Origin of the sequence: Pseudomonas putida (assembly GCF_050989985.1) — a bacterium.
Taxonomy (GTDB): domain Bacteria; phylum Pseudomonadota; class Gammaproteobacteria; order Pseudomonadales; family Pseudomonadaceae; genus Aquipseudomonas; species Aquipseudomonas putida_AI.
Map to the genome: position 1 here is coordinate 5,074,891 of NZ_CP158815.1, position 14,078 is coordinate 5,088,968.

Annotated in this window: 14 protein-coding genes; 6 read left to right on the plus strand and 8 right to left on the minus strand. The window is 59.8% G+C overall.

The features are described 5' to 3' along the window. Positions 1–48: 48 nt before the first annotated feature. On the minus strand, positions 49–978 hold the full coding sequence (locus ABTV29_RS23225) for an electron transfer flavoprotein subunit alpha/FixB family protein (protein WP_433766979.1): 930 nt from the start codon (positions 976–978) through the stop codon (positions 49–51). Further along, entirely contained in the window at positions 979–1,728 is a 750-nt protein-coding gene (locus ABTV29_RS23230) for an electron transfer flavoprotein subunit beta/FixA family protein (protein ID WP_433766980.1), read from the minus strand. A gap of 545 nt (positions 1,729–2,273) precedes the next feature. Between ABTV29_RS23230 and ABTV29_RS23235 the strand changes: the two genes are divergently transcribed. Beyond that, complete coding sequence (locus ABTV29_RS23235) at positions 2,274–3,938, plus strand: electron transfer flavoprotein-ubiquinone oxidoreductase (RefSeq protein WP_433766981.1); 1,665 nt, start codon at positions 2,274–2,276, stop codon at positions 3,936–3,938. A 137-nt stretch (positions 3,939–4,075) separates the two neighbouring features. Here the strand turns inward: ABTV29_RS23235 and ABTV29_RS23240 are convergent, their stop codons facing one another. From ABTV29_RS23240 to ABTV29_RS23265, 6 genes are all read right to left on the minus strand, one after another. Beyond that, positions 4,076–5,488, minus strand: a complete 1,413-nt coding sequence (locus ABTV29_RS23240; RefSeq protein ID WP_433766982.1) for an amino acid permease — start codon at positions 5,486–5,488, stop codon at positions 4,076–4,078. An 870-nt stretch (positions 5,489–6,358) separates the two neighbouring features. Further along, positions 6,359–7,588, minus strand: a complete 1,230-nt coding sequence (gene rluB, locus ABTV29_RS23245) for a 23S rRNA pseudouridine(2605) synthase RluB (protein ID WP_433766983.1) — start codon at positions 7,586–7,588, stop codon at positions 6,359–6,361. A gap of 296 nt (positions 7,589–7,884) precedes the next feature. Continuing rightward, complete coding sequence (gene scpB / locus ABTV29_RS23250; RefSeq protein ID WP_433766984.1) at positions 7,885–8,898, minus strand: SMC-Scp complex subunit ScpB; 1,014 nt, start codon at positions 8,896–8,898, stop codon at positions 7,885–7,887. 11 nt (positions 8,899–8,909) lie between these two features. Beyond that, positions 8,910–9,608 (minus strand): segregation and condensation protein A, encoded by a 699-nt coding sequence (locus ABTV29_RS23255; protein ID WP_204354372.1) that lies wholly within the window; start codon positions 9,606–9,608, stop codon positions 8,910–8,912. A gap of 120 nt (positions 9,609–9,728) precedes the next feature. Next, entirely contained in the window at positions 9,729–10,358 is a 630-nt protein-coding gene (locus ABTV29_RS23260; RefSeq protein ID WP_433766985.1) for an L-threonylcarbamoyladenylate synthase, read from the minus strand. 13 nt (positions 10,359–10,371) lie between these two features. Continuing rightward, positions 10,372–11,235 (minus strand): PHP domain-containing protein, encoded by an 864-nt coding sequence (locus tag ABTV29_RS23265; protein WP_433766986.1) that lies wholly within the window; start codon positions 11,233–11,235, stop codon positions 10,372–10,374. Between the two features lie 87 nt (positions 11,236–11,322). Here ABTV29_RS23265 and ABTV29_RS23270 point away from each other — a divergent pair, with 87 nt between their 5' ends. From ABTV29_RS23270 to ABTV29_RS23290, 5 genes are all read left to right on the plus strand, one after another. After that, a complete protein-coding gene (locus ABTV29_RS23270) occupies positions 11,323–11,919 on the plus strand; it encodes a septation protein A (RefSeq protein WP_433766987.1) in 597 nt (198 codons plus the stop codon). 1 nt (position 11,920) lies between these two features. Continuing rightward, positions 11,921–12,220, plus strand: a complete 300-nt coding sequence (locus ABTV29_RS23275; RefSeq protein WP_008156126.1) for a YciI family protein — start codon at positions 11,921–11,923, stop codon at positions 12,218–12,220. Between the two features lie 121 nt (positions 12,221–12,341). Continuing rightward, a complete protein-coding gene (locus ABTV29_RS23280) occupies positions 12,342–12,755 on the plus strand; it encodes a translation initiation factor 2 (protein WP_433766988.1) in 414 nt (137 codons plus the stop codon). 7 nt (positions 12,756–12,762) lie between these two features. After that, entirely contained in the window at positions 12,763–13,440 is a 678-nt protein-coding gene (locus tag ABTV29_RS23285) for a response regulator transcription factor (RefSeq protein ID WP_433766989.1), read from the plus strand. 163 nt (positions 13,441–13,603) lie between these two features. After that, a complete protein-coding gene (locus ABTV29_RS23290; RefSeq protein ID WP_433766990.1) occupies positions 13,604–14,053 on the plus strand; it encodes a Spy/CpxP family protein refolding chaperone in 450 nt (149 codons plus the stop codon). Positions 14,054–14,078: the final 25 nt, after the last annotated feature.

Here is a 14,078-nt window from a genome sequence, read left to right on the forward strand (position 1 = left end):
AAAAAGCCCGACCAAAAGGCCGGGCTCTTTATAAGTGAAGCTGCCGGTTTAGACCAGCTTCTCCAGCTCAGGGATGGCTTCGAACAGGTCTGCCACCAGGCCGTAATCGGCCACCTGGAAGATCGGCGCTTCTTCGTCCTTGTTGATCGCAACGATCACTTTGGAGTCTTTCATGCCGGCCAGGTGCTGGATCGCGCCGGAGATACCGACGGCGATGTACAGCTGTGGTGCAACGATCTTGCCGGTCTGACCGACCTGCATGTCGTTCGGTACGAAACCTGCGTCGACCGCGGCGCGGGAAGCACCCACGGCAGCGCCCAGCTTGTCGGCCAGGGCGTACAGGTGTTTGAAGTTGTCGCCGTTCTGCATGCCGCGCCCGCCGGAAACGACGATCTTGGCAGCGGTCAGTTCCGGACGATCGGACTTGGCCAGCTCTTCGCCGACGAAGCTGGAGATCGCAGCGTCGTGAGCAGCGGCAACGGTTTCAATGGACGCGGAACCGCCGTCAACGCCAACCGGGTCGAAACCGGTGGCACGCACGGTGATCACTTTGATCGCGGCGCTCGACTGCACGGTAGCGATGGCGTTACCGGCGTAGATCGGGCGTTTGAAAGTGTCGGCGCTTTCTACCGAGATGATCTCGGAGATCTGGTCAACGTCCAGTGCAGCGGCAACGCGCGGCAGGATGTTTTTGCCGTTGGAAGTGGCGGCAGCCAGGATGTGGCTGTAGCCCTTGCCCAGTTCGGCAACCAGAGGCGCGACGTTTTCCGGCAACTGATGCGCGTACGCAGCGTTGTCAGCGGCCAAGACCTTGCTCACGCCCAGAACGTCCGCAGCGGCTTCGACCACAGCGCCAATGCCCTGGCCTGCAACCAGAACGTGGATGTCGCCACCGATTTTGGCAGCGGCAGCAACGGTGTTCAGCGTGGCCGGGGCCAGCACTTTGTTGTCGTGTTCAGCAATAACCAAGATAGTCATTTAGATTACCTTCGCTTCGTTTTTCAGTTTCTCGACCAGTTCAGCCACCGACTTGACCTTGATGCCCGCGCTGCGTGCAGCAGGCGCTTCGACTTTCACGGTCTTGTTGGTGGAGGCGGTGGAAACGCCCAAAGCGTCCGGAGTCAGCGTCTCGAGAGGCTTCTTCTTGGCTTTCATGATGTTTGGCAGGGACGCGTAGCGCGGCTCGTTCAAACGCAGGTCGGTGGTAACGATGGCCGGCAGGTTCAACGAAACGGTCTGCAGACCGCCGTCGATTTCGCGGGTTACGCTGACCTTGTCGCCAGCCACTTCAACCTTGGAGGCGAAGGTGCCCTGAGCGTAGCCGCTCAATGCAGCGAGCATCTGGCCAGTCTGGTTGTTGTCACTGTCGATGGCTTGTTTGCCAAGGATCACCAGCTGAGGCTGCTCCTTGTCGACAACGGCCTTCAGCAGTTTGGCAACGGCCAGGGAAGTCAGGTCTTCGGCGGATTCGACGAGGATGGCGCGGTCGGCACCCAGAGCCAGCGCGGTACGCAGTTGCTCCTGAGCGGTGGACGGGCCGACGGAGACGACGACGATTTCAGACGCAACGCCTTTCTCTTTCAGGCGTACGGCTTCTTCCACAGCGATTTCGCAGAATGGGTTCATCGACATCTTGACGTTGGCAAGATCGACGCCGGAATTGTCCGCCTTGACGCGGACCTTGACGTTGTAATCCACAACGCGTTTGACAGCTACAAGAACCTTCATGGATTCCTCGTTACTCTCCGGTGAAAAGAAAGTCGCCTAGGCGAACCTGGCGGTTGATGCTCATCGGGCCCAAGGGCACCTCTAAAAACGCCGGCATGTGTGTCAAGTGACCATCACTCATGGTGCTCTTGACCGTTCGTCAGAGTGACCGACAAGTCATTCAATATCGCGGCGTGTAAACTGCGCGCAGAATCTGAACGGTGCCTCACTTCCCACTGCCATCGCCCTGTCTTTAGAGGTGCTCTTGATACCAACAGTCAGCCTACGGCGAGCGCAAAACCGCCCGTATCTTGACCGGAACACCTATTCCGGTCAATACGGCAAAATAGCCGTTCATAACCCGCGTGACTTTGATTTCTCTGGCTTTGAGCCAATTCAAACAAACGTTTGTATTGGACCCTGAGAGTGGTGTAGATATAATGCGCCACCCAAAGACAAAGGTGGTCGATCGATTGTCCTCTCCCGACGCTTTGCCGGGATTCATGGATGCGACACCAAACCTTGAAAATTAGAAAAACTGTTGAGCCTTGAGTAGGAGATAGCCTGTGGAACGCGAATACATGGAATTCGACGTGGTCATCGTCGGTGCCGGCCCCGCTGGCCTGTCCGCCGCCTGCCGTTTGAAGCAGAAGGCCGCCGAAGCCGGTAAGGAAATCAGCGTCTGCGTGGTTGAAAAAGGCTCCGAGGTCGGTGCTCACATCCTGTCCGGTGCCGTGTTCGAACCACGCGCCCTGAACGAACTGTTCCCGGACTGGAAGGAACTCGGCGCGCCGCTGAACACGCCGGTGACCCGCGACGACATCTTCGTGCTCAAAAACGCTGAAAGCGCGCAGAAAATCCCTGACTTCTTTGTGCCCAAGACCATGCACAACGAAGGCAACTACATCATCTCCCTGGGCAACCTGTGCCGCTGGCTGGCCCAGCAGGCCGAGAACCTGGGTGTTGAAATCTACCCGGGCTTCGCTGCCCAGGAAGCGCTGTTCGATGAAAACGGCATCGTTCGCGGGATCATCACCGGTGATCTGGGCGTCGACCGTGAAGGCAATCCGAAAGAAGGCCTGTACACCCCGGGCATGGAACTGCGTGGCAAATACACGCTGTTCGCCGAAGGTTGCCGCGGCCACATTGGCAAGCAGCTGATCAAGCGTTTCAACCTCGACAGTGATTCCGACGTTCAGCACTACGGCATCGGCCTGAAAGAAATCTGGGAAATCGACCCGGCCAAGCACCAGCCAGGCCTGGTGGTCCACACCGCAGGTTGGCCGATGGACATCATGGGCACCGAAAACACCGGTGGCTCGTTCCTCTATCACCTGGAAAACAACCAGGTCGTAGTCGGCCTGATCGTCGACCTGTCCTACAGCAACACCTTCCTGTCGCCGTTCGACGAATTCCAGCGCCTCAAGCATCACCCGGTGCTCAAGCAGTACCTGGAAGGCGGCAAGCGCGTCAGCTATGGCGCCCGCGCCATCTGCAAGGGCGGCCTGAACTCGCTGCCGAAAATGGTCTTCAAGGGCGGCGCGCTGATCGGTTGCGACCTGGGCACCCTGAACTTCGCCAAGATCAAGGGCAGCCACACCGCCATGAAGTCCGGCATGCTGGCGGCTGAAGCCGTGGCCGATCGCCTGTTCGCAGAATCCGAAGGCGGCGATGAACTGACCAATTACGTCGACAGCTTCAAGAAGAGCTGGCTGTACGAAGAACTGTTCGCCAGCCGTAACTTCGGCCCGGCGATCCACAAGTTCGGCGCCATCATCGGCGGCGGCTTCAACTGGCTGGATCAGAACATCTTCGGCGGCAAACTGCCGTTCACCCTGCACGACACCAAGCCGGATTACGCTTGCCTGAAACTGGCGGCCGACTGCAAGAAGATCGACTATCCGAAACCGGACGGCAAAATCAGCTTCGATAAATTGAGCTCGGTGTTCATCTCCGGTACCAACCACGAAGAAGAGCAACCTTGCCACCTCAAGCTGACCGACCCAAGCATCCCGATCGGCAAGAACCTGCCGCTGTACGACGAACCTGCCCAGCGTTACTGCCCGGCTGGCGTGTATGAAGTGGTGACCAAGGAAGACGGCGAGAAGCGCTTCCAGATCAACGCCCAGAACTGTGTTCACTGCAAGACCTGCGACATCAAGGACCCTGCACAGAACATCACCTGGGTGACACCTGAAGGTGCCGGCGGCCCGACTTACCCGAACATGTAAGCCGAACGCCTGAACAACAAATGCCCCGACTTGTCGGGGCATTTGCGTTTCTGATGCCTGAAAACCAGAGCGCCCATAAAAAATGCCCATATCTCGCGATACGGGCATTTGCGTTATCAAGCCAGCCGGTCTGTTGCTTACCGGGCTGGAGCAGCCACCACGGCGGCGTCACGACGCTTGTTCTTGATGCCGTAGCAGACCCACATGAACACGACCCATACCGGAATCGCATACACCGAGACCTGGATCCCCGGGATCAACAGCATCACGCCAAGAATGAACACCACGAACGCCAGGCAAACGTAGTTCCCGTACGGGTACCACAAGGCCTTGAACAAGGAGGTCTGGCCGGTTTTGTTCATGTGTTGGCGGAATTTGAAGTGCGAATAGCTGATCATCGCCCAGTTGATCACCAGAGTTGCCACTACCAGCGACATCAGCAGTTCCAGCGCACTCTGCGGCATCAGGTAGTTCAACAGCACCGCAATCAGGGTCACGGCAGCCGAGGCCAGGATCGAACGCACCGGCACACCGCGCTTGTCGATCTTCGCCAGGGCCTTGGGTGCATCGCCCTGCTCCGCCATGCCCAGCAACATGCGGCTGTTGCAGTAGGTGCCGCTGTTGTACACCGACAACGCCGCGGTCAGGACCACGAAATTGAGGATATGCGCGGCGGTGTTACTGCCCAGCATCGAAAACACTTGAACGAACGGGCTGCCGCTGTAGGAGTCGCCCGAAGCATTCAGGGTGTCGAGCAGGCTGTTCCAGGGCGTCAGGGACAACAGAATAACCAGCGCACCGATGTAGAAAATCAGGATCCGGTAGATCACCTGGTTGATGGCTTTCGGGATCACGGTTTTCGGCTTGTCCGCTTCAGCAGCGGTGAAACCGAGCATTTCCAGGCCACCGAAGGAAAACATGATGATCGCCATGGCCATCACCAGACCGCTGACGCCGTTCGGGAAGAAACCACCGTGAGACCACAGGTTGCTGACCGCCGCTTGCGGGCCGCCATGACCGCTGACCAGCAAGTAGCTGCCCAGGCCGATCATGCCGACGATCGCCACGACCTTGATGATGGCGAACCAGAACTCGGCCTCGCCAAAGACTTTGACGTTGGCCAGGTTGATTGCGTTGATCAGCACGAAGAAGGCAGCCGCCGTGGCCCAGGTCGGGATATCCGGCGCCCAGTAATGGATGTACTTGCCGACCGCGGTCAGCTCGGACATGCCCACCAGAATGTACAGGATCCAGCAGTTCCAGCCCGACAGGAAGCCGGCGAAGCCGCCCCAGTATTTGTGGGCGAAGTGGCTGAAGGAACCGGCGACCGGCTCTTCGACGATCATTTCGCCCAGTTGGCGCATGATCATGAAGGCAATGAAGCCGCAGATGGCGTAGCCAAGGATCATCGACGGACCGGCGGATTTCAGGACCCCGGCCGAGCCGAGGAACAAACCGGTACCAATGGCGCCACCGAGGGCGATCAATTGAATGTGGCGATTTTTCAGGCCGCGTTTCAGCTCGCCTGAATGCGAGTTTTGTCCACTCATGAAAAAGGTCTCACGCAAGGTTTGATGATGTTCGAAAGACGTTGCAGCTCAGAAAAAACGTTAAGCGGCATCGATCAAACCCCAGCGCAGGCACCAGGAGTTCAGCGTATTTACAACGGTCATGCGTCACCTGTTTGTTTTTATCTGTGACGAAATCGAACCCGACGCGCTCGTGACGCGACGGAGTGAACAAGGCGGGTAGCCTTGAGGTTTGCGCGATTGCGCAGGAGGTCACAGGTAAAACGCGGCGCATTGTACACCGCCAACCCCCTGCTGCCAGACACCACTGGATCAGTGTGTCGTCGGCCGGGATTGCCTGTGTCCGCCCCGAGAGGCTCGGGCGGCTGCAAAAAAGGATTCAGGCCTTTGCAGGCCATTGACGGGGACGGCTTGGGAACCGGCCCACGATGGGAGCTGGAAACGGATTGCGGCGTTCATTGCGCCTCCTTTTTGTTATGCACCTGCACGACAGGCATGGCGCGCATGACACCTTGCATGGGGTGGGGAAACAAGCGGGATAGAGCGTTGGAGTCGCTCCAGGAAGACTGCTGCGCGGAAGGTTTTTCTTACAGTGTTGGAGTGATGACGATTTCACAGGGGCAATCCGTGAAATTCGTAAGGTTTTCTTTACGACGCGTAACATTGGTTTTCCAATCCGGACATAACGGTGTTGCCGCTGACGCCTTCGCGAGCAGGCTCGCTCCTACATTGGTCCGAGCCCTCAAATACACTGGATTACCTGTGGGAGCGAGCCTGCTCGCGAAAGCGCCCTCAAAAACAACACCAAGCTAACGGCAGACCAAAAAAAAACGCCAACCCGAAGGTTGGCGTTTCTCACTTGCAGCTCAAGGCTCGAAGCTCAGCGCAGCCTCACTCCGGCTTGCGACGTCCGAACCCCGGGCGCTGACCGGAACCGGCCGGCGCGCCACGACGCTTGCCCGAAGGCGCATCGCCATCAACCAGCTTGATTCCCGGACGCTTCGGCGCCGGCTTGGCCGGGCGCTTGGTGTCGACCGGACGATCGGCTACCGGGGTACCGCGACCGGCTGGCGCTCCACGACCTTCGCCACGCTCGGTACGACCGTTGGCCGGACGTGGCGTGCGCGGGCTGCGCTCGCCATCCTGGCGCGCGGCCGGCTTGCGACCCGGACGCTCACCTTCGAGCTGCGGCTCGCGGATGGCCCGTGGCGCGGCAGGCGCGTCAGTCGCCGGACGCAAGGTGCGCACACGCTCGGTCCGCGCCATTGGTCGCGACGATTTACGCTGCATACGCTCCAGCTTGTCCTTGCTCTTGGCATTCAACTGCGGCATCGCCACAGGCGTCAGGCCAACCTCGGCGCTGAGGACGTCGACTTCGTACTGGCTCATTTCACGCCAGCGGCCCATCGGCAGGTCGGAGTTAAGGAACACCGGACCGAAACGCACACGCTTCAGACGGCTGACCACCAGGCCCTGGGATTCCCACAGACGACGAACTTCACGGTTACGACCTTCCATCACCACGCAGTGGTACCAGTGGTTGAAACCTTCACCGCCCGGTGCCTGCTGGATGTCGGTGAAACGCGCCGGACCGTCTTCGAGCACGACGCCCGCTTTCAGGCGCTCGATCATCTCGTCATCGACCTCACCGCGCACACGCACGGCGTATTCACGGTCCATCTCGAAAGACGGGTGCATCAGACGGTTGGCCAGCTCACCGTCGGTGGTGAACATCAGCAAACCGGTGGTGTTGATGTCCAGACGGCCGATGTTGATCCAGCGCCCTTCTTTCGGACGCGGCAACTTGTCGAACACAGTCGGACGGCCTTCCGGGTCGACGCGGGTGCAGATTTCGCCGTCGGGCTTGTTGTACATGATCACGCGGCGTACCGACTCGGCGGCTTCTTCGCGCTTGATGACCCGGCCATCGATGCTGATGGCGTCGTGCATGTCGACACGCTGGCCAAGTGTGGCGTCTTTGCCATTGACCTTGATTCGGCCGTGGCTGATCCAGGCTTCCACGTCACGGCGCGAGCCGACGCCGATACGGGCGAGGACTTTTTGCAGTTTTTCGCCTGCTGGGCCGATTGGCTGGTCGTCTTGCTGGTCGTTGATACTCATCTGGGCACCTCCCGGTGTGATCTGTTCAGGACGGCTTGAGTTGAGCGTCCTGAAGCGATGTAAATCTGGGTACTTGAGCGATGGGATCGCTCGAGGGTCGCGAATCATACGCGCATGGCGGCGTTCGCGCATCAGAGACTAGTTGATCGACACCAGATTATTTGTTTTTCCGCCGACCGGTGGCATGACACCCCCCCCTGTAGGAGCGAGCCTGCTCGCGATGATGGCAGCACATTCAATATTTAAGTGAATGGCAGTCCGCTATCGCGAGCAGGCTCGCTCCTACAGGATCGGTATCAGTCTTCGAATTGGCGGCGTTCGGCTTCAATGGCCTCGGCCAACGCCAGGGCTTCGGCTTCTTCCTCGCTCAATTGCGGCTCGGGCTTGGGTTGTTCCAGCGCAGCGACGGCCGCCAGGAGTTTTTCCCGGGCCTCGGCAACGCCAAGGATGTCGTCTTCCTGTTCTGGTTCGATGTCCGACGCGGGCTCGTCTTCCGATTCAAACTCAGGTTCAGGTTCAGGTTCAGCTTCAATCTGCGTCGCTTCACCCTGCGCCTCGATATCGGGTTGATCCGAATCGAACCGAGGCAGCTCACCATCACGCAACAAATCATCGAAATCGGTCTTGAGCCCCTCTTCCATGCTGTCCAGTTCCAGTAACAGCGTATGGAAACTGGTTTCCTCCTTGGGCTCCTCCGGCTCGGCACTGGCATCGGCCAATTCCTGCAACGTGGCAGGCACCGGGGCGTCGTCGAAGTCGAGCACTGGATCAGGCTCCAGCTCCCGCAGTTCCGCCAGCGGCGGCAGGTCGTCGAGGTTTTTCAGGTTGAAGTGATCGAGAAATGCCTTGGTGGTGGCGAACATCGCCGGTTTGCCCGGTACGTCGCGGTAACCGACGATGCGAATCCACTCGCGCTCCATCAGGGTCTTGACGATCTGGCTATTGACCGCCACGCCCCGCACATCCTCGATTTCGCCCCGAGTGATCGGCTGGCGATAGGCGATCAGCGCGATGGTTTCCAGCATTGCCCGGGAATAACGCTGCGGACGCTCCTCCCACAAACGACCGACCCACGGCGAAAACTTTTCGCGGATCTGTAGACGATAACCGGAGGCGACTTCCTTCAATTCGAACGCGCGGCCATCGCAGGATTTGCCCAGTATCGTCAGGGCTTTCTTGAAAACCGCCGGCTCCGGCCGCTCGCCCTCTTCAAAGAGTTCGAACAGGCGTTCAATGGATTGCGGTTTTCCCGAGGCCAACAGAAAGGCCTCAAGCAGTGGAGCCAGCTCGCGGGGTTCACTCAGGTTCATGATTCAACTCGTTATTCGGCTCGGGCTCGCACGTGGATCGCTGCGAACGGCTCATTCTGCACCAGCTCGACCAAGGATTCCTTGACCAGCTCGAGGACTGCCATAAAGGTCACTACCACGCCGAGGCGCCCTTCCTCAGCGGTGAACAGCTCGACAAACGGCACGAAACCGCCGCCCTTGAGACGTTCGAGCACATCGCTCATGCGCTCGCGGGTCGACAGCGCCTCGCGACTGACCTGGTGACTTTCAAACATGTCGCCACGGCGCAGGACCTCGGCCATCGACAGCAGTAGCTCCGACAGGCGCACGTCCGGCAGCAACTTGCGCGCACGGGCTTCGGGCGCATCGAGCTTGGGCACCACCACGTCACGACCGACGCGGCTCAAGCCATCGATGCCTTCGGCGGCAGCCTTGAATCGCTCGTACTCCTGCAATCGCCGGATCAGCTCGGCCCGCGGGTCTTCTTCCTCTTCCTCGATGGTTTCCGAGCGGGGCAGCAGCATGCGCGACTTGATCTCGGCGAGCATGGCGGCCATCACCAGGTACTCGGCGGCCAGTTCCAGGCGCACCGACTGCATCAACTCGACATAGCCCATGTATTGGCGGGTGATTTCCGCCACCGGGATGTCGAGGATGTCGATGTTCTGCTTGCGGATCAGGTACAGCAGCAGGTCGAGCGGGCCTTCGAAGGCTTCGAGGAAGACTTCCAGCGCATCGGGCGGAATGTACAGGTCCAGCGGCATTTCCATGACCGCCTGGCCATAGACCACGGCGAATGGCAGCTCTTGCTGGGCACCTGCTTGCGGATCAACGGGTTCTACTGCGGACATCTAGGCCTCGGCCATGAACGGCGTGGCGTCGCCGCAACCGACGCGGATCACTTCAGGCTCACCGTCGGCGAGGCTGATCACGGTGGACGCCTTGATGCCGCCAAAGCCGCCGTCGATGATCAGGTCGACCTGATGCTCGAGCAACTGGCGCATTTCGTAAGGATCGCTCATCGGATCGGTTTCACCGGGCATGATCAGGGTCACACTCATCAGCGGCTCGCCCAACTGCTCCAGCAGCGCCAGGGCAATCGGGTGGCTCGGCACGCGCAGACCGATGGTGCGTTTTTTAGGGTGCAACAGCAGCCGCGGGACTTCGCGAGTGGCGTTGAGAATGAAGGTGTACGGCCCAGGCAGGTGAGCCTTGAGAATGCGGAATGTCCCGGTGTCGATCTTGGCGAACAGCCCCAGTTGCGACAGATCGCTGCAAATCAGCGCGAAGTTGTGCTTGTCGTCAAGGCCTCTCAATCGGCGTACGCGCTCCACGGCGACCTTGTCGCCGATCTGGCAACCGATTGCGTAGGAGGAGTCTGTGGGATAAATCACCACCCCGCCGCTGCGGATGATCTCGACTGCCTGTTTGATCAGGCGCGGTTGCGGGTTTTCCGGATGAATCTGGAAAAATTGACTCACATTCTCTACCTGTTCAGACGACGGCAATAATTGGGTCATGTTTGAACCGACACCACAGTGGTGGCAGATCCTCCGGGAGCGGGCGGTATTCACCGATCTCGGACCAGCCTCCAGGGCCATGAAAATCACTGCCGGCGCTGACCAGCAGACCGAACTCGCGGGCCAGAATGGCCAGGCTGCCTACCTGCTCGGCGGGCTGATGACCATTGACCACCTCGATTGCCTGGCCCCCTGCTTGAATATAGTCGGCAATCAGGCGGCGGCGCTTGCTACGGGTGAACTCATAGTGCCATGGGTGAGCCAGACTGACCCAGGCATTGGCCGCGCGCAGGGTTTCGACGGTTTCTTCCAGGGTCGGCCAGTGCTGCTTGACGTCCCCCAGCTTGCCGGCGCCCAGCCATTTGCGAAATGCCTCGGCGCGATCCTTGACCAAACCTTCACGCACCATCCAGTCGGCGAAGTGCGGGCGGGCGGGCGCGTTGCCGCTGTCACCCAGCTCCTGCTGGATTTCCCGGGCGCCTTCCAGAGCCCCGGGCATGCCCTTCAATGCAAGTTTGCGGCTTATTTCTTCGGACCGTAGCCAGCGGCCATCGTGCAATTTGGCGATCGCCTCGACCAACGGCGCGGCATCGACGTCGAAACCATAGCCGAGCACATGAATGGTCGCGCCACCCCAGGTACAGGACAGCTCGACGCCATTGACCAATTGCATCCCCAGTTCATTGGCCGCGATTCGCGCCTCTGCGAGGCCTTCGGTGGTGTCGTGATCGGTCAGGGACAGGACTCGCACGCCGTGCTCGAACGCACGCGCCACCAGAACCGCAGGCGCCAGGGCGCCATCGGAGGCCGTGCTATGGCAGTGCAAATCAACATTCACAGGGTTTCTAGACCTCAAATCAGCTGGCGCTATCGCGCGCCCATATGTTTGTTATTATGCCGCCACATCCTGCTTCTGGCTGCCACTGTGAAACAATTCATCGATTTCATCCCGCTCCTGCTGTTTTTCATCGTCTTCAAAATCGATCCACGGGTCGTCGACATTGCCGGCCACGAGGTAACTGTAGGCGGTATTTACAGTGCCACCGCGATGCTGATCATCAGTTCCCTGGTGGTCTACGGCACTCTGTTCATCAAGCAGGGCAAGCTGGAGAAGAGCCAGTGGCTGACGCTGATCGCCTGCCTGGTCTTCGGTAGCCTGACCCTGGCCTTCCACAGCGAGACCTTCCTCAAATGGAAAGCCCCGGTGGTCAACTGGATCTTTGCCCTGGGCTTCATCGGCAGTCACTTCATCGGTGACCGCCTGCTCATCAAACGCATCATGGGCCATGCGCTGACCCTGCCGGAGCCGGTCTGGACACGCCTGAACATCGCCTGGATCGTGTTCTTCCTGTTCTGCGGTGCCGCCAACCTGTTCGTCGCGTTCACCTTCCAGAGCTACTGGGTCGACTTCAAGGTCTTCGGCAGCCTGGGCATGACGTTGCTGTTCCTGGTCGGCCAGGGCATCTACCTGTCCCGCCACCTGCATGACGCCGATACCACATCGCCCAAAACCGAGGACTGACATGCTTTACGCAATCATTGCCACAGACGTCGCCAACTCCCTGGAAGCTCGCCTGGCCGCACGCCCTGCCCACCTTGAGCGCCTGCAAGTGCTCAAGGGCGAAGGTCGCATCGTATTGGCCGGCCCGCACCCGGCGGTCGACAGCAACGACCCGGGCGCCGCAGGTTTCACCGGCAGCCTGATCGTCGCCGAATTCGACTCCCTGAGCGCCGCCCAGGCCTGGGCCGATGCCGATCCGTACATTGCCGCCGGCGTCTACGCCAACGTTTCGGTCAAGCCGTTCAAGCAAGTCCTGCCGTAACTTTCTTCTCGCAATTTCCCCGCGCGGTGAACCTTATCGGTTCACCGCGCTCTCAATCGCTCATTATTCTCGTTTGCCGGCCGACAACTTCCCAATACCCGTATTGGAATCAGGAGTCGCGATGCGCAAGGGTCCGTTGTGTCTGATGTTGGTCACGTTGTCGATTGTGGCCCCCGCCCACGGTGAAGAACACGCCGAGGGCGCGAACTCCACGCCGCTGTCACTGAGCGCGGGCGCCCAGATAAACGAGTTGCAGCAACGCTTGAAAGAAAGCGAGCGGCAACGGGAAGAACTGAGCAAACAATTGCAGAATGCCGATGGCGAACGCGAAAGCCCGCAACTGGCCCGGTTGCGCCAGGAGAACCAGCGCCTGAAGCTGCAACTGCGCGAAGCCCAGGCCGGTAGCTCCACCCCGCGCCTGCTGACCGATCAGCAACAGTGGTTCGTCGTCGGCGCCGGAGTTGCACTATTGGCCCTGCTCTGCGGTATCTTCGCCAGTGGTGCAAATCGAAAACGTCGACAATGGCTAAATTGAGTGAGTCATGAGCGAGCTGTTACTGATTGACGATGACCAGGAGCTGTGTGAGCTCCTGAGCAGTTGGCTGGGCCAGGAAGGCTTCCAGGTACGGGCCTGCCACGATGGCCAGAGCGCCCGCCGCGCCCTGGCAGAAACCTCCCCGGCGGCCGTGGTGCTGGACGTGATGCTGCCGGACGGCAGTGGCCTGGAACTGCTCAAGCAATTGCGCAGCGATCACCCGGATTTGCCGGTGCTGATGCTGTCGGCCCGGGGCGAACCCCTGGATCGCATCCTCGGCCTGGAACTGGGCGCCGACGACTATCTTGCCAAACCCTGCGACCCACGCGAACTGACCGCCCGCCTGCGCGCCGTGCTGCGCCGCAGCCATCCGGCAGCAGTGTCCAGCCAGATCGAACTGGGCGACCTGTGTTTCAGCCCGGTGCGTGGCGTGGTCAGCATCGATGAACAGGAGTTTTCCCTCACGGTTTCCGAAAGCCGACTGCTCGAAGCCCTGCTCAAGCAGCCTGGCGAGCCGTTGGACAAACAGGAACTTGCGCAAATCGCCCTGGGCCGCAAGTTGACCCTGTACGACCGCAGCCTCGATATGCACGTCAGCAACCTGCGCAAGAAGATCGGCCCGCACCCCGATGGTCGCCCGCGCATCGTGGCGCTGCGCAGCCGCGGTTATTACTACTGCCTCTGAAATCAACACGACCCTATGGGGTCGTGTATTGATCTGCGGGTTTGTCAGCAAGGTCCAAATCCGTCTTTACCCAAGCTTTACGCTCCGCTGACCGCCGCTGACCTTGATCTCCGTAATCTGTACTCATCCGGAACGTACCGGGAATGAGACAAGGAGATTCACCATGCGCAAGACTCTTATCGCTCTGATGTTCGCCGCCGCTCTGCCGACCGTGGCCATGGCCATGCCTGAAGGCGCAGGTCCTATGGGTGGTCCGATGGATGGTGCACGCCACGGCGGTCAGATGCACGGCATGCACGGTAAAGGCCCGTACAGCCAGCTGGACCTGAGCCGCGAACAACGCGAGCAGATCCGCAAAATCATGGGCGAGCAGATGCACGAGCGTAAGCAAGTGGTCGACAAGTACCTGGAAAAACTCTCGCCAGCCGACCAGAAAGCCATGAAAGACGAGATGGCCGCCAACCACAAGAAAGCCGAAGCCGATGTGCGGGCCGTGCTGAAGCCGGATCAACAGAAGAAATTCGACGAGATCCAGAAGAAACAGGCCGAACGTCGCGCCGAATGGGCCGAGTTCAAGGCGTGGAAAGCGCAACAACCGCAAAAAGCGCAATAATGCGTTAACGCAGACCCAACGGCTG